General features: G+C 74.2%; 14 protein-coding genes and 1 pseudogene. 13 read left to right on the forward strand and 2 right to left on the reverse strand.

Annotation, left to right across the window (positions count from 1 at the left end; translation table 11 throughout):
- Positions 1–74 precede the first annotated feature (74 nt).
- Together LWC33_RS25220 and LWC33_RS25225 are read left to right on the forward strand one after the other, a co-directional pair.
- Positions 75–980: an MOSC domain-containing protein gene (locus LWC33_RS25220; RefSeq protein WP_233307123.1), complete on the forward strand. Its 906-nt coding sequence runs from the start codon at positions 75–77 to the stop codon at positions 978–980.
- Positions 981–1,073: 93 nt separating this feature from the next.
- Positions 1,074–2,264 (forward strand): MFS transporter, encoded by a 1,191-nt coding sequence (locus tag LWC33_RS25225; RefSeq protein WP_233307125.1) that lies wholly within the window; start codon positions 1,074–1,076, stop codon positions 2,262–2,264.
- 33 nt (positions 2,265–2,297) lie between these two features.
- Here the strand turns inward: LWC33_RS25225 and LWC33_RS25230 are convergent, their stop codons facing one another.
- Entirely contained in the window at positions 2,298–4,433 is a 2,136-nt protein-coding gene (locus LWC33_RS25230) for a S9 family peptidase (RefSeq protein ID WP_233307127.1), read from the reverse strand.
- A gap of 190 nt (positions 4,434–4,623) precedes the next feature.
- Between LWC33_RS25230 and LWC33_RS36620 the strand changes: the two are divergent.
- The 5 genes and pseudogenes from LWC33_RS36620 to LWC33_RS25250 all read left to right on the forward strand — a co-directional run.
- Positions 4,624–4,854 (forward strand): annotated as a pseudogene (locus LWC33_RS36620) (AMP-binding protein); the annotation flags it as partial.
- Between the two features lie 55 nt (positions 4,855–4,909).
- Positions 4,910–5,065 (forward strand): hypothetical protein, encoded by a 156-nt coding sequence (locus LWC33_RS25235; RefSeq protein ID WP_233307129.1) that lies wholly within the window; start codon positions 4,910–4,912, stop codon positions 5,063–5,065.
- The gene (locus LWC33_RS25240) at positions 5,065–5,334 is read left to right on the forward strand and encodes an enoyl-CoA hydratase/isomerase family protein (protein ID WP_233307131.1); all 270 of its coding nucleotides are present in this window, start codon (positions 5,065–5,067) and stop codon (positions 5,332–5,334) included. The genes LWC33_RS25235 and LWC33_RS25240 overlap by 1 nt, the downstream gene beginning before the upstream one ends.
- On the forward strand, positions 5,294–5,677 hold the full coding sequence (locus tag LWC33_RS25245) for an enoyl-CoA hydratase/isomerase family protein (protein WP_233307133.1): 384 nt from the start codon (positions 5,294–5,296) through the stop codon (positions 5,675–5,677). The genes LWC33_RS25240 and LWC33_RS25245 overlap by 41 nt, the downstream gene beginning before the upstream one ends.
- Before the next feature lie 97 nt (positions 5,678–5,774).
- The gene (locus LWC33_RS25250) at positions 5,775–5,963 is read left to right on the forward strand and encodes a hypothetical protein (RefSeq protein WP_233307135.1); all 189 of its coding nucleotides are present in this window, start codon (positions 5,775–5,777) and stop codon (positions 5,961–5,963) included.
- Positions 5,964–5,977: 14 nt separating this feature from the next.
- On the opposite strand, the gene LWC33_RS25255 is transcribed toward LWC33_RS25250, so the two are convergent.
- The gene (locus LWC33_RS25255; protein ID WP_233307137.1) at positions 5,978–7,327 is read right to left on the reverse strand and encodes an LCP family protein; all 1,350 of its coding nucleotides are present in this window, start codon (positions 7,325–7,327) and stop codon (positions 5,978–5,980) included.
- Between the two features lie 236 nt (positions 7,328–7,563).
- Between LWC33_RS25255 and LWC33_RS25260 the strand changes: the two genes are divergently transcribed.
- From LWC33_RS25260 to uvrA, 6 genes are all read left to right on the forward strand, one after another.
- Positions 7,564–7,848, forward strand: coding sequence for a hypothetical protein (locus LWC33_RS25260; protein ID WP_233307138.1), 285 nt, complete (start codon positions 7,564–7,566; stop codon positions 7,846–7,848).
- 83 nt (positions 7,849–7,931) lie between these two features.
- Positions 7,932–9,254: an AI-2E family transporter gene (locus LWC33_RS25265; RefSeq protein WP_308191003.1), complete on the forward strand. Its 1,323-nt coding sequence runs from the start codon at positions 7,932–7,934 to the stop codon at positions 9,252–9,254.
- Positions 9,255–9,377: 123 nt separating this feature from the next.
- Positions 9,378–10,064, forward strand: coding sequence for a GAP family protein (locus tag LWC33_RS25270; protein WP_233307140.1), 687 nt, complete (start codon positions 9,378–9,380; stop codon positions 10,062–10,064).
- Between the two features lie 133 nt (positions 10,065–10,197).
- Positions 10,198–10,554: a hypothetical protein gene (locus tag LWC33_RS25275; protein ID WP_233307143.1), complete on the forward strand. Its 357-nt coding sequence runs from the start codon at positions 10,198–10,200 to the stop codon at positions 10,552–10,554.
- 51 nt (positions 10,555–10,605) lie between these two features.
- Positions 10,606–11,280, forward strand: coding sequence for an MBL fold metallo-hydrolase (locus tag LWC33_RS25280; RefSeq protein WP_233307145.1), 675 nt, complete (start codon positions 10,606–10,608; stop codon positions 11,278–11,280).
- Between the two features lie 399 nt (positions 11,281–11,679).
- A complete protein-coding gene (uvrA, locus tag LWC33_RS25285; protein WP_233307147.1) occupies positions 11,680–14,610 on the forward strand; it encodes an excinuclease ABC subunit UvrA in 2,931 nt (976 codons plus the stop codon).
- The last annotated feature ends 46 nt before the right edge of the window (positions 14,611–14,656 follow it).

The raw sequence follows: 14,656 nt of genomic DNA on the forward strand, positions 1-14,656 counted from the left end.
GTCGGGCGCCACCCTGCCAGAACCCCGCCGTCCGAAGGTGGCGCGGGGCCCCGCCCGCCCGCTACGAAGGGATCATGACCGCAGCAGTGCCGACGACGACCCGGGCGACGATCACCGCCCTCCACCGGTTCCCCGTCAAGTCGATGCAAGGGGAGCGGGTCGACGCGCTCGCCCTGCTGCCCGGCGGGGCCCTCGGCGACCGGGCCTACGCCGTGGTCGACGCCGAGGACGGCACGGTGGCCAGCGCCAAGTACCCCCGGAAGTGGGGCGCGCTCCTCGGCTGTCACGCCGCGTTCCTCGCCGAGCCGGAGCCCGACGCCGCCCCGCCGCCCGTCGCCGTCACCTTCCCCGACGGGCGCACGCTGCGCAGCGACGAGCCGGGGCTCGACGCCGCCCTCTCCGACCTGCTCGGCCGCGCGGTCCTGCTGTCGGCCGACCCGGCCGCCGGGGCCGAGTTCGAGGAGCAGTGGCCGCAGATCGACGGGCTCGCGCCGCAGGCGTTCATCGACGACACCACGGTCGAGCACAGCGAGGAGGGCGAGCCGGTCAGCCGGATCGGGGCCGCCGCGCTGACGCCGGGCGACTCCTTCCTCGATCTCGGCGTGCTGCACCTGATCACCGGCTCGACGCTCGCGGCGCTGGCCGAGGCCGCCCCCGGGTCGGTGTTCGACGCCCGCCGCTACCGCCCGAACCTGTTGTTGGACACCGCCCAGGGCCCCGGATTCGTCGAGGACGGCTGGATCGGCGAGACCCTCGCCGCCGGCGACGCGCGGATCACGGTCACCATGCCGACCATGCGCTGCGTGATGACGACGCTGGCCCAGGAGGGCCTGGCCGAGGACCGGGACACGCTGCGCACGATCGCGAAGCTCAACCGGCGCAGCATCCCCGGCATGGGGACCTGGGCGTGCGCGGGCGCCTACGCCGACGTCGTCACGGCGGGCACGGTCCGGGTCGGGGACGTGCTCGGGCCCGTCTGAGCGGCCGGACGGTCGTTCGGGAGGCGGGTCCCGGGGGCCGGCGGTAACGTCCGGCGTCGTGCCCGAAGGCCCCCACCCCTCCCGCTCCGCGTCATGACCTCCGCTCCGGCCCGGAGGGGGACCGAGGAGGAGTACACCCCGGATCCGCGGCGCTGGCGGGCCCTGTCCGTCACGCTCGCCGCAGGGTTCATGACTCTGCTCGACGTCAGCATCGTCTCCGTGGCGCTGCCCTCGATCCAGCGGGGACTCGGCACGGATCCGGCGGGCGTGCTGTGGGTGGTCTCGGGGTACGCGCTGACCTTCGGGCTTGCGCTGGTCCCGGCGGGCCGGCTCGGCGACGCCTTCGGCCGCCGCAGGATGTTCCTCATCGCGCTCAGCGCGTTCGTCGCGTTCAGCGCCCTGTGCGGTGCGGCGCCCACGATCGAGCTGCTCGTGGTCGCCCGGCTGCTGCAGGGCTCCGCGGCGGGGTCGCTGGCCCCGCAGAACTCCGGGTTGATCCAGAGCCTGTTCCACGGTGCCGAGCGGGGCCGGGCGTTCGGGTTCTTCGGCGCCGTCGTGGGCATCTCGACCGCGGCGGGGCCGATCGTAGGCGGGCTGCTGCTCGCCGCCTTCGGGGAGCCCGACGGCTGGCGGTGGATCTTCTACGTCAACGTCCCGATCGGTGTGCTGGCCGTGGTCCTGGCGGCGCGGCTGCTGCCGAAGGCGCGCACGGGCGACCGGCCGCACATCGACTGGGCCGGGGCCGGGCTGCTCGGCGGCGCGGTGCTCGCGCTGCTGCTGCCGCTGGTGCAGGCCGAGTCGGGGGGCCTCGCGCGGCTGTGGTGGCTCTTCCCGATCGGTGTGGCCCTGGCGCTGGTCCCGGGCGGGATCGCCGGGATCGTGGCCGCGCCCGCCCTGCTCGTCGGCGGGATCGGCGGCGGCTTCGTGATCGCGCCGAACATCACCATGACCCTGCGCAACGTGCCGGTCCGGATGGCGGGCTCGGCCGGGGGCGCCCTGCAGACCGGCCAGCGGGTGGGGGCGGCGGTCGGCACCGCCGTCGTCGCCGGGGTGTTCTACGGCGTGCTGGCCGCCGCGGGCCGCTCGTACCAGGCGGGCATCGCGGGCGCGCTGGGCGTGGCCGTGCTGACCACCCTGATCGCGCTGGGCGTGGCGATCTGGGACCTGCGCGACGAGCGGCGGCACGCGTCGGGCGTGGGCGCCCCGGATCCCGACGCCCCGGACACCCGCGGCGACGGGGCCGGCGCCGACGACGGCACGCCCCACCACATCTCGCACGACTGAACCGCGACCGAGACCCGACCGCGCGACACCGCGTCACACCGGGGGCGCGGGCACCCCCAGGGCGTCGCGCAGGAACCGCACCTGCAGGAGCAGCAGGTTCTCGGCGACGACCTCCTGCGGTGTCATGTGCGTGACGCCGGAGAGCGGCAGCACCTGGTGCGGGCGGCCCGCGGCGAGGAGCGCCGAGGACAGCCGCAGGGTGTGGGCGGCCACGACGTTGTCGTCGGCGAGCCCGTGGATGATCATCAGCGGCCGGTGCGGCCGGTCCCCGGACGCCGGGGTGGCGGCGTCGGTGAGCAGCGAGGAACGCTCGTAGGCGGCCGGCTCCCGGTCCGGCCGCCCGAGGTAGCGCTCGGTGTAGTGGGTGTCGTAGAGCTCCCAGTCGGTGACCGGCGCCCCCGCCACGGCGGCGTGGAAGACGTCGGGCCGGCGCAGCACCGCGAGCGCGGCGAGGAACCCGCCGAAGGACCAGCCGCGGATGCCGACCCGGGTGAGGTCGAGGTCCGGGTTCTCGACGGCGAGCGCCCGCAGGGCGTCGACCTGGTCGTCGAGCACGGGCCCGGCGAGGTCGAGGTGCACGGCCCGCTCGAACTCCGGGCCGCGGCCGGGCATCCCGCGTCCGTCGACGACGACCACCGCGAAGCCCTGCTCGGCGAACCACTGGCTGGTCAGGTGCGGGTTGCGGGCGGCGTAGACGCGCTGGCCGTGCGGCCCGCCGTACGGGTCCATCAGCACGGGCAGCGGGATGCCGGGCTCCCACCAGGACGGCATCAGCACCGCCGTCTGCAGCCGCCGCTCCCCGGCCCGGTGCAGCGAGATCCGCAGGTCGAGGCCCGGTTCGGCGGCGTACGAGGCGATCTCCCGCTCGATGCCCGCGGCCCGGACCGTGGTCGTGGCCGGCGACGCGAGATCGGTCGAGGTCCGCACGAGGGTTCCCGCGGCGAGGCGACCGGAGTGCACGCCCTCCTCGGGCGAGGCGGGCACCAGACCGTCGGCCGGGCTCCACGTCCACAGCCGCACCGAGGCGGGCGTGGTGGAGCCGCTGACCAGCAGGGTGTCGCCGTCGACGTCGAGCAGGCTGCGGACCTGGATCTCCGGTGGGGTGACGGGCTCGCCGTCGACCAGCACGCGGTGGGCCCCGTCGCGGTGGGCGAGCTTCACCAGCGCGCCGGAGGCGGCGTGCACTCGCAGGCCGGGCGTGGCGTCGACCCACACCGGGTCGGTCTCCTCGTCGACGAGGGTGGTCGCGCCCGTCGCCGGGTCGACCCGGAGCATCCGCAGCGCCTTCTGGTCGCGCGGTTGCACGACGACGAACAGGCCGCGGTCGTCCCACACGACGTCGACCACGTACTCGTCGCGCCCGGCGTCCCATCCGATCGGCGTGCGGCGGCCGTCGAGCCCCACGACGTCGAGGCTCACGGCCGGGTTGGTGGTGCCGGCGGCCGGATAGCGGACCGGGGTCGGGACGCGGTCGGGGTTGGCCGGGTCCGCGATGTGCCACACCGGGACCGCGGACTCGTCGACCCGGGCGACGACGAGGGCGTCGCCCTCGGGGGACCACCAGAACCCGCGCATCCGGTCGATCTCCTCGGCGGCCACGAAGTCGGCCAGGCCGTAGGTGACGTCGTCGGCCTCGGGTTCGAGGAGCGTCTCGGTCAGGCGCGCGGCGATCAGGTGCACGTGCAGCGCGCCTCCGGACACGAAGGCGATCCGGGCGCCCGTCGGGTCGAGGCGGGGGTCGATCACCGCACCGTCGGTCTCGATCAGCCGCGGGGTGAGCCCGCCGGCGAACTCGACGAGGTAGAGCTTGCCGGACAAGGGGAACACCGCGCGGGTCACGGCCCGGTCCGTCGCGTAGCCGACCACGCCGCCGGCCTGCTCGCGGGCCCGCTCGCGCCGCGCCCGCTCCTCGGCCGGCAGGTCCTCGACGTCCGTGGTGTCGAGCTCGCGGGGATCCGCGATCAGCCGCTCCTCACCGGTCTCCACCTCGAGGCTCCACAGGCAGGTCACCGGATCCGTGCCGCTGCGGCTGCGCAGGAACACGACCCGGCCGCCGTCGGGGGAGACGGTGACGCCGCGGGGAGCCCCGAGGGTGAACCGGCGGGTGCGGGCGTGCAGGCGGGGGAAGGACTCGGCGGTCGACCGGGTCTGCGTGATCGGCTGGCTCACGGGAGGCAGTCTGCCGGACCGGGTCGCGCGGGACCGGACGGCCTTCCCTGCCAAACGACCGGTGGGTAGCGTCGGAGGACGTGACGGCACGGAGCCTCAACACCGCCACCCGCGGCCACCTCCTGGAACACCTGCTCGCGCACTCGCGGGCCCGCACGGTCGTGTGCGACGCCGAGTTCCTGCCCTCGTCATGGACCGGCGGTTCTCCGCGAGCGGGTTCTGGGACACCTGCCGCAGCCACGGCATCACCGCCTTCAACTTCCAGGGCGCGATGCTCACCCTGCTGCAGAACCGGCCACCCCGGCCCGACGACCCCGACAACCCCGTGCGCGTCGGCTTCGGCGCCCCCTGCCCACCGGAGGTCACGGAGGCGTTCGAGCGGCGCTTCGGTGTGGCGCTCACGGAGATCTACGGCAGCACCGAGGCGTCCCTGGTCGCCGTGGTGCTCGTCCGGTGCCCGGCTCGACGGCCCCGGCGTGGTCGCGCACTGCACCGGGCGGCTCACGGAGTTCGCGCTGCCCCGGTACGTGCGGTTCCTCGATGCGCTGCCGGTCACCCCGAGCCGGCGGACCGAGAAGTACACGCTGCGCGCCGACGGCGTCACCGCCGACACTTGGGACCGGGAGGCGTGATGGAACGGTTCGAGCGGTTCGAGGTCACGTCCCCGCGGCCCGGCGTCGCGCTGGTGACGATCGCCCGGCCGGAGAAGCTGAACGCGATGGACCCGCTGTTCTTCCGGGAGCTGATCGCGCTCACCGCGCAGCTGGGGGCCGACCCCGAGATCCGGGCCGCCGTGCTGACCGGGGCGGGGCGGGCCTTCTCGGCGGGCGGGGACATCGTGAGCTTCCGGGAGATCGCCGGTGACACCGCGCGGGTCCGCCGGCACCTTCGCCTTCCGTGAGCCCACCGTCGGGCTGACGCCGGGCTGGGGCGTCGTGCGCGGGCCGGAGGTGATGGGCCGGCACTGGACCCGGCTGCTCGCGCTGTCCGGGCGGGTGATCGACGCGGCCACCGCGGTCCGGGCGGGGCTGGTGCAGGAGGTCCTGCCGGACGCGGCGCTGCTCGCCGCCGCCCTGGACCTGGCCGAGGAGATGGCGGCGCTGCCGCCGCTCGCCGTGGAGGTGGGCAAGGCGTTCGTCAACCGCGGGACCGAAGCGGGCTTCGCCGAGGCGGTCGAGGCGACGGCTCTGCTCTTCGGCACCGCCGAGCACCGGGAGCGGGTGGCGGCCTTCCTGGAACGCTGACCCGCTCGCCCCACCGGGAGGACCGCTCGCCCCGCGGCCCGTCTCCGTTTCCCGGGGCACGCGTTGGGCATGCATCTGCACCAACGGAGGTGATCGGATGATCAACGTGTACCTCTCGGCCCGGGCGCTGGCCGCGGCGCGGTCGGTGGACCCGGGCGTGTTGCCGGCGGCCGTGCACGCAGCGGTCGAGATCGCCCTGGTCGAGCAGCTGCGCGAGGTCGCGACCTGGCCACCGGAGCGGATCCGGGACCGCGCGGCGCGCATCGAGCGGGACGCGGCGGGCTGACCCGGCCGGCGCTCTCAGTTCACGCAGGGCACGGCGGCGGCGTCGATCACCGGGCGGTGCTGCCACTGGTCCTCGGGCACCGTGACCGTGGAGGTCGGCGCGTTGCCGGACGTGGGGGCGGCCGTGGTGCCGGCCGTGATGCTCGGTGTGGTGTTCGGTGTGGTGCTCGTCGCCGAGGGTGGCGCCGTCGGGGTGGCGGTCGGCGTCGGCCCGTTCGCCCGGACGCGCGACGCGTCCGGAACGGTTGTCTCCGGCGCGGTGCCGTCGGCGCGGGCGTCGCTGAACAGCACCGTGTGCACGAAGTCCCGGACCTGGTCGTCGTCGACCTCGACGGCCACGCCGTCGACGGGGGTCCAGAGGTCCGGGCGGATCGAGGGGACGGTCCGGAACACGACGTCGCCGCCCGCGAGCTCGCCCAGCTGCCCGACGAGCTGCCGCAGGTCCCACCCCGAGTCGACGACGACGTGCCGCGTCACCACCGCGAGCAGGCCGGACACCGTCGCGGGGTCCGCGAGGGTCCCCGCGGCCAACACCTGATGGGCCATCCCGGCCAGGAAGGCCTGCTGCCGGGCGATCCGGTCGAGGTCGCCCCCGTCGAGCCCGTGCCGCTGCCGGACGAACGCCAGCGCCGCGGCCCCGCTCACCGTCTGCGGCCCGGCGGGCAGGTCCACCCCGGAGTAGGCCCGGTCGTCGACGGGCTGGTTCAGGCAGACGTTCACCCCGCCCAGCGTGGCCGTGAGCTCGACGAACCCGGCGAGGTTGACCTCCGCGTAGTGGTCGACCGTGGTGCCGGAGACGGCCTCGACGGTCGCGACGAGGTTCGCGCGCCCTGCCTCCCGGCTGCGCCGGTCCAGCTCGGCGCCGGTGACCCCCTGGGCCTCGAGGCGTTCCTGCTCGGCGCGGTAAGCGCGGCCGTACGCCGAGTTGATCTTGTGGCGGCCGCTGCCGTCGGCCAGCGGGACGTAGGAGTCGCGCGGGAACGAGACGGTGACGACGGGGGAGTGCGGGTCCGCCGGGACGCGCACGAGCATGATCGTGTCGGTGTGCAGCTCGCCCCCGTCGTCCCCGGCGTGGATCTGGGCCAGCAGGTCGGGCGGGAGGGGTTCGCCCTGTGCGTCGGTGCGGCTGTCCAGGCCGACGAGCAGCGCCGTGTAGCTGCGGCGCGGCGCCGCCGTCGACCCCGCCGGGGCTCCCGCGCGGGTGGCCAGGACCGAGCTCGTGGTGAGATCCGCGGCGAAGGTCCGGGACACGGCCCAGACGTAGCCGGTGCCGGCGAGGACCGCGAGGGCGAGCAGGGCGACGCCGGTCCGCGCGGCGCCGGCGAGGATGCGGCGCAGCGTGCCGGACCGGGGCGGCTTCTCCATCCGTTCCTCTCACGCACAGGGCCCACGGCAGGCCCCGACGCTGCGACCGTCCAGAGGAGAGACACGGCCACCGGGGCCGTTTCCCGAGCGTACGGCCTCGGCCGCGGGCCCGTGCACGCCGAGTGATCACGTCCACCCGTCCGGCCCAACGTCCGCGGTCACTCCGGCCGGGTGAGGCGACGACGGCGCCGGCGGCGCGACGCTGCCGCCGGAACCGCAGGAGGAAGGAGACCGGGATGAGTGATCGTCGGACGGACCCGTCGTGGGAGGACCTGGACCACGGGCTGCTGATCGGGGCCGTGGTCCTGCTGGCCGTGGGCGCCCTCGCCGGGCTGGGTGGCTCGTTGCTGGCCGGGGCGGCCGCCATCAAGGCGGCCCGCAGCTGGACGCAGCGGGCGGAGCTGCCGCCCGCGGACCTCGCCAAGCTCAAGTGGGCGCAGGCACGGGCGGCCGCCGGGGCCGGCGCGGGGGCCTGGCGCGCGGCGGAGCCCCCGCGCCGGGGAGCGGTGCCGGTGCCCTGACCAGCGGGTGTACCCGGGGGGAGGCACCCGTTCGCCCGCGGCGGGTGAGGCCCGGTCCTCCTGACCGGACCTAGCGTCGGCGCGTGACGACTCCGGTGCCACCCCCCACCCCCGCCCCGGACGACCTGCCGGGGAACGGGGCGCGGCCGCGCGACCGGGGCCTGCCTCGCGCGCTCGTCGTGCTGCTCGGTGCAGCGGCGGTCGTCGTGGTGGTGGCGGGGATCAAGGCGATCGCCTGGCTGATCGCGCCGGCGTTCATGGCCCTGATCATCGTGATCGCGGTCGCACCCGTGCAGAGCCGGCTGAAGCGCAAGGGGTGGCCGGCCTGGGCGACGACGCTGGTGCTCGTCGTCCTGGTCTACGCGGTGCTGATCGTGCTCGCCCTCGGGATCATCGCCTCGATCGCGCGGCTCGCGACCGAGATCCCGAAGTACGCGTCGCAGGCCGACGGGCTGGTCTCGTCGTTGACCTCCGCCCTCAAGAAGGCCGGCGTGGGGCCCGACCAGCTGAAGCAGGCGGCGAGCTCGCTCGACATCGGCAAGCTCGCGGGGCTCCTGGGTTCGCTCCTCGACAGCGTCGCCGGGCTCGCGACGAACCTCGTGTTCCTGCTCGCGCTGCTGCTCTTCCTGACCGTCGAGGCGGGAGGCGTCGGGCACCGCCTGGCGTCGATCGCCACCGACCGGCCGCAGATCACCGGCGCGCTGGGACACTTCGCCTGGGGGACCCGGCAGTACCTGCTGGTCACGACGGTCTTCGGGTTCGTCGTCGCCGTGCTCGACACGATCGCGCTCGCACTGTTGAAGGTCCCGCTCCCCGTCACCTGGGGCCTGCTGGCCTTCGTCACCAACTACGTCCCCAACATCGGGTTCGTCATCGGCGTGATCCCGCCCGCCCTGCTCGGCCTCCTCGTCGGAGGCCCGCAGCTCGCCATCGTGGTCGTGGTCGTCTACTGCGCGCTGAACTTCGTGATCCAGTCGCTCATCCAGCCACGGTTCATCGGCGACGCCGTGGGCCTGTCGATCACGGTCACCTTCGTGGCGCTGTTCTTCTGGGCCTGGCTGCTCGGCGCGCTCGGCGCGATCCTCGCGATCCCGCTGACGCTGCTGGTCAAGGCCCTGCTCGTGGACATCGACCCGCAGGCGCGGTGGGCGGACGCCTGGCTGCGGTCGACGCCGAAGGAGGCGGAGGAGGCGGCCGCCGACGAGGCCGCCAAGGCCGCGCACAAGGCCGCGCACAAGGCCGAGCGGAAGGCCGCGCGGAAGGAGGGCAGGGACGCCCGGAAGGCCCACCGGCACCCGCAGCCGGCCGGCGTCGCGAGCGGGACCGACGGCGACGCCGCGGCCGTGCCCGGACCCGTCGACCCGCCCGAGCCGCCGACCCGCGGCGACTCGAAGGTCACCCCGTGAGCCGCGGCGCCGCCCGCGTCCGCGGCTGATCGGGTGCCCGTGAGCAGGCGCTCGGGAGCACCGGGTCGTGAGTACCGAGTCGTGAGCACCGCGCAGTGAGCACCGGGCAGTGAGCACCGCGCAGTGAGTACCGAGGCGCTGCTGCTGGCGATCTCCGCGATCATCCGGCCCACCGCGCTCGCGGCCCTGTTCGCCATCCTGGCGAGCCGGGAGCCGCGGCGGCTGCTGACCGCGTACCTGGTGGGCGGCCTGGTGTTCACCCTCGCCGTCGGAGTGCTGGTCGTCGTGCTGCTGCAGGGCCTCAACGCCCGGACCGCGACGACGACCAGCAGGCCGGTCGTCGACATCGTCCTCGGGGTGGCGGCGCTCGCCTACGCGATCTCGGCCTGGGCCCGGTGGCCCTCGCCCTGGCCGCTGAGCCGGGGGACCGAGCGGCCGCCGCCCTCGGAGCCGACGTGGATGCAGCGGCGGTTGCAGGGGCTGACGGTGCGCGGGTCCGCCGGGGCGGGCGTCCTCACCCACCTGCCCGGCCTGACCTACCTGGCCGCGCTCAACGCGATCGTGGCCGCGGCCGCGGGCGCGGTCGACGGGCTCGTGCAGGTGGCCGTCTACAACGCCATCTGGTTCAGCACGGTGATCGTGGCGCTCGTGCTCGCGGCGCGCCGCCCGCAGCTCGCACGGGAGGTGCTCGAGCGGCTCGTCGCCTGGATCCGGGTCCACCGCCGGCCGATCACGGTGCTGTTCTTCGGCGGGCTCGGCGGCTACCTGCTCGTCTCGGGCATCCTGCACCTGACCACCCGCGCGTCCTGAGCACCCGGCGGGGCGGTCGGTGGTGGGCGGAGTACCACGAACGGGTGGACGACCACCGCCGGGGTGACCAACCGTGGTTCCACCGTCCAGACTGGCCCGGCAGGACCGGGGACGCGGGCAGGGGGTTCGACGGGTGAGCACGCACAGGGCGTCGACGAGCGGGAGCGGCGGCTTCCGGGCCGTCGGGCAGAAGCCCCCGGTCCCGTACCAGCGATCCGCCTCGGGTGGCACCCCGCCGGCGACCGTGGGGGAGCAGGCGGCCCGCGCCGGTTGGGCACCGGCGGCGCGGCCCGCGCCCGCGCACACCCCGCCGGGCGGCCAGCGCCTGCCCACCGCGGGCGACGGGCGGGCCGTCACCGTGCTGCGGATCGTGGCCTACGTGCTGACCTCGCTGGCGAGCCTGCTGTTCATCGCGCTCGTGGTCTACGGGTACCTGGTCGTGCAGCACGCCGTGGACACCTTCCCGCGGATCTTCCCGTCGGGGGGCTGACGGCCCTCCGCACCGGGACGCGGGGGTGCCGGCGGCACTAGGCTGCCGCGCGTGGACGTCCTGGACGAGTACAGCGGGCACACCGACCCCGGCGGCGCGGCGATCCGGCGGAGCCTGGCCCCGCTCACGATCAGCAAGGTGTCCGTCGGCCCGATGGACAACAACGCCTACCTGCTGACCTGCACCGCCACCAACGAGGCGCTGCTCATCGACGCGGCCGCCGAGCCGGAGCGCATCGCCGACCTCGTCGGGGCGGAGGACGGCAGGCCCGAGCTGCGGCACCTCGTCACCACCCACCGCCACCAGGACCACTGGCAGGCGCTGGGCGCGGTGGCGGGGATGTTCCAGACCCGGCAGATCGCGCACCCGCTCGACGCGCCCGAGCTGCCGATCCCGATGGACGTGCTCGTCTCCCACGGCGACGGCGTGGAGTTCGGCGAGATCTCCCTCGAGGTCATCCACCTGCGCGGGCACACGCCGGGCTCGATCGCCCTGCTCTACCGCGGCCCGGACCGCCCGCACCTGTTCACCGGGGACTCCCTGTTCCCGGGCGGACCGGGCAAGACCTGGTCACCCGAGGACTTCGCCTCGCTCATGGACGACCTGGAGTCGCGGGTGTTCGGCGAGCTGCCCGACGACACCTGGATCTACCCCGGCCACGGCGACGACACCACGCTGGGCAGGGAGCGCCCGTCGGTGAAGGAGTGGCGCGAGCGGGGCTGGTGACCGACCGCCCGGGCCGCCTCGTGAGGGGGCCGGCCGACCACCGGTTCGTGGCCGGGACGGCGCTCCCGACGCATGGGGAACAGGGGTAGGCGTGTCGCCGTCGAACATGTGTGCGACAGTGGTCACCTGGTCCGGCGGGCGTCGCCGGGAAGCACCGGGCGGCCGGCGGCGTTGAGGCGGGTGGCCGAACGGGGCTCCGGCGGCGCCGCGCCACGAGCGGGCAGTCCGGTGACCCCTGGTCGTCCGGCGCTCGCCGGTGCGCACCCGCCGACCGGGAGCCCTCGGGTCGGACGGTGGGCACGGTTTCCGTCGGACCCCCGGCCTAGCATCGATCGCGGGTCCCCGGTCTGCCGCGGACCGGGCCCGCCGATCCCCGGTGACCCGTAAGGAGGCGCCCTCGTGGCCCAGGTCCGCACCCCGCACGACGCTCCCCGGCTGGTCGTGCGCGGCGCTCGCGAGCACAACCTGCGCGGGGTCGATCTCGACCTGCCCCGGGACAGCCTCGTCGTCTTCACCGGCCTGTCCGGCTCCGGCAAGTCGAGCCTCGCGTTCGACACGATCTTCGCCGAGGGCCAGCGCCGGTACGTCGAGTCGCTGTCGGCCTACGCGCGGCAGTTCCTCGGCCAGATGGACAAGCCCGACGTCGACTTCATCGAGGGCCTCTCGCCCGCGGTGTCGATCGACCAGAAGTCCACGAACCGCAACCCGCGCTCCACGGTCGGCACGATCACCGAGGTCTACGACTACCTGCGTCTGCTCTACGCCCGGGCCGGGGTGCCGCACTGCCCGATCTGCGGCGAGGTCATCGAGAAGCAGACCCCGCAGCAGATCGTCGACCAGGTGCTGGCGATGGAGGAGGGCAGCCGCTTCCAGGTGCTGGCACCCGTCGTCCGCACCCGCAAGGGCGAGTTCGTCGACCTCTTCACCACCCTGCAGGGCCAGGGCTACTCCCGCGTCCTGGTCGACGGCACGGTGCACCAGCTGAGCAACCCGCCGAAGCTGAAGAAGCAGGAGAAGCACGACATCTCCGTGGTCGTCGACCGGCTGTCGGTCAAGCCGAGCGCCAAGCAGCGGCTCACCGACTCGGTGGAGACCGCGCTGCGCCTGGCCGACGGGCTCGTCGTGCTGGAGTTCGTCGACCTCGACGACGAGCACCCCCACCGCGAGCGCCGCTTCTCCGAGCGGATGGCCTGCCCCAACGGACACCCGCTCACGCTCGACGACCTCGAGCCCCGCACGTTCTCCTTCAACTCGCCCTACGGCGCCTGCCCGGAGTGCTCGGGCATCGGCATCAAGAAGGAGGTCGACCCGGAGCTCGTCATCCCGGACCCCGAGCTCAGCCTGGCCGACGGGGCCGTCGCGCCGTGGAACAACGGGCACACCGCCGAGTACTTCGGCCGGCTGCTCGCCGGGCTGTCCAAGGCCGTCGGGTTCCGGATGGACACGCCGTGGCGCAAGCTGCCCGCGGAGGCCCAGAAGGCGGTGCTGCACGGCAGCGAGGACCAGGTGCACGTCCGGTACCGGAACCGGTACGGCCGCGAGCGCGCCTACTACGCGAACTTCGAGGGCGTGATCCCGTTCCTCGAGCGTCGGCTGGACCAGACCGAGTCCGAGTCGCAGCGGGAGCGGTACGAGGGCTACATGCGCGACGTGCCGTGCCCGGCGTGCAAGGGGGCGCGGCTCAAGCCCGAGGTCCTGGCGGTCACGCTCGCGCACCGTGAGCAGGGCGACCGCTCGATCGCCGAGGTCTCGGCGATGTCGGTCAGCGAGTGCGCCGAGTTCCTCGACGGGATGGTCCTCGACCAGCGCCAGGCCATGATCGCCGGTCGGGTGCTCAAGGAGATCCAGGCCCGGCTCGGCTTCCTGCTCGACGTCGGGCTGGACTACCTGTCGCTCGACCGGGCCGCGGGCACGCTCTCCGGCGGCGAGGCGCAGCGGATCCGGCTGGCCACCCAGATCGGCTCCGGCCTGGTCGGGGTGCTCTACGTGCTCGACGAGCCGTCCATCGGCCTGCACCAGCGGGACAACCGTCGGCTGATCGACACGCTGACCCGGCTCAAGGAGCTGGGCAACACGCTGATCGTCGTGGAGCACGACGAGGACACCATCCGGGCCGCGGACTGGGCCGTCGACATCGGCCCGGGCGCGGGTGAGCACGGCGGCGAGGTCGTGCACTCCGGCCCGGTGGCCGCGCTGGAGGCGCACGACACCTCGCTGACCGGCGCGTACCTGTCGGGCCGGCGGAGCATCCCGGTGCCGGACGTGCGCCGCACGCTCGACCCGGAGCGCAGGCTCACGATCGTCGGCGCGCGTGAGCACAACCTGCGGGGGCTCGACGTCGACATCCCGTTGGGCGGGCTGGTCTCGATCACGGGCGTGTCGGGCTCCGGCAAGTCCACGCTGATCAACGACATCCTGGCCACGGTGCTGGCGAACAAGCTCAACGGCGCCCGCCAGGTGCCGGGCCGGCACACCCGGATCACCGGGATGGAGCAGCTGGACAAGCTCGTGCGGGTCGACCAGTCGCCGATCGGGCGCACGCCGCGGTCCAACCCGGCCACGTACACCGGGGTGTGGGACAAGATCCGCACGCTGTTCGCGTCGACCACCGAGGCGAAGGTGCGCGGCTACCAGGCCGGGCGGTTCTCGTTCAACGTCAAGGGCGGCCGCTGCGAGGCGTGCTCCGGCGACGGCACCATCAAGATCGAGATGAACTTCCTGCCCGACGTGTACGTCCCGTGCGAGGTCTGCAAGGGCGCCCGGTACAACCGGGAGACCCTCGAGGTGCACTACAAGGGCAAGACCGTGGCCGACGTGCTGGACATGCCGATCGAGGAGGCCGCGGAGTTCTTCGCGCCGATCACCTCGATCAGCCGGTACCTGACCACGCTGGTCGATGTCGGGCTCGGCTACGTCCGGCTCGGACAGCCGGCGCCCACGCTCTCGGGTGGCGAGGCGCAGCGCGTGAAGCTGGCCAGCGAGCTGCAGAAGCGGTCCAACGGCCGCACGATCTACATCCTCGACGAGCCGACCACGGGCCTGCACTTCGAGGACATCCGCAAGCTGCTGCAGGTGATCAACGGGCTGGTCGACAAGGGCAACACGGTCGTCGTCATCGAGCACAACCTCGACGTGATCAAGACGTCGGATTGGGTGATCGACATGGGGCCCGAGGGCGGCTCCGGCGGCGGCACGGTCGTCGCGCAGGGCACGCCCGAGGAGATCGCGGCCACCGAGGGCAGCTACACCGGCCTGTTCCTCAAGGACCTCGTCACCCCGGCGGCCCCGGCCCGGCGCCCCCGGCGGAAGAAGGCCGTCGCGGCGAGCTGACGTGACCGTGGAGCCATGACGCACTTCTGAGCAGGTGTTTCGTGCA

This window comes from Pseudonocardia terrae, from assembly GCF_021343995.1.
In the GTDB taxonomy this organism is placed as follows: domain Bacteria; phylum Actinomycetota; class Actinomycetes; order Mycobacteriales; family Pseudonocardiaceae; genus Pseudonocardia; species Pseudonocardia terrae.

What these genes read in the sequence shown, in the direction of transcription:
- LWC33_RS25220 (WP_233307123.1), top strand. Translation starts at nt 75, where the DNA reads ATGACCGCAGCAGTGCCGACGACGACCCGGGCGACGATCACCGCCCTC.
- LWC33_RS25225 (WP_233307125.1), top strand. Translation starts at nt 1,074, where the DNA reads ATGACCTCCGCTCCGGCCCGGAGGGGGACCGAGGAGGAGTACACCCCG.
- LWC33_RS25240 (WP_233307131.1), top strand. Translation starts at nt 5,065, where the DNA reads ATGGAACGGTTCGAGCGGTTCGAGGTCACGTCCCCGCGGCCCGGCGTC.
- LWC33_RS25250 (WP_233307135.1), top strand. Translation starts at nt 5,775, where the DNA reads ATGATCAACGTGTACCTCTCGGCCCGGGCGCTGGCCGCGGCGCGGTCG.
- LWC33_RS25255 (WP_233307137.1), bottom strand. Translation starts at nt 7,327, where the DNA reads ATGGAGAAGCCGCCCCGGTCCGGCACGCTGCGCCGCATCCTCGCCGGC.
- LWC33_RS25260 (WP_233307138.1), top strand. Translation starts at nt 7,564, where the DNA reads ATGAGTGATCGTCGGACGGACCCGTCGTGGGAGGACCTGGACCACGGG.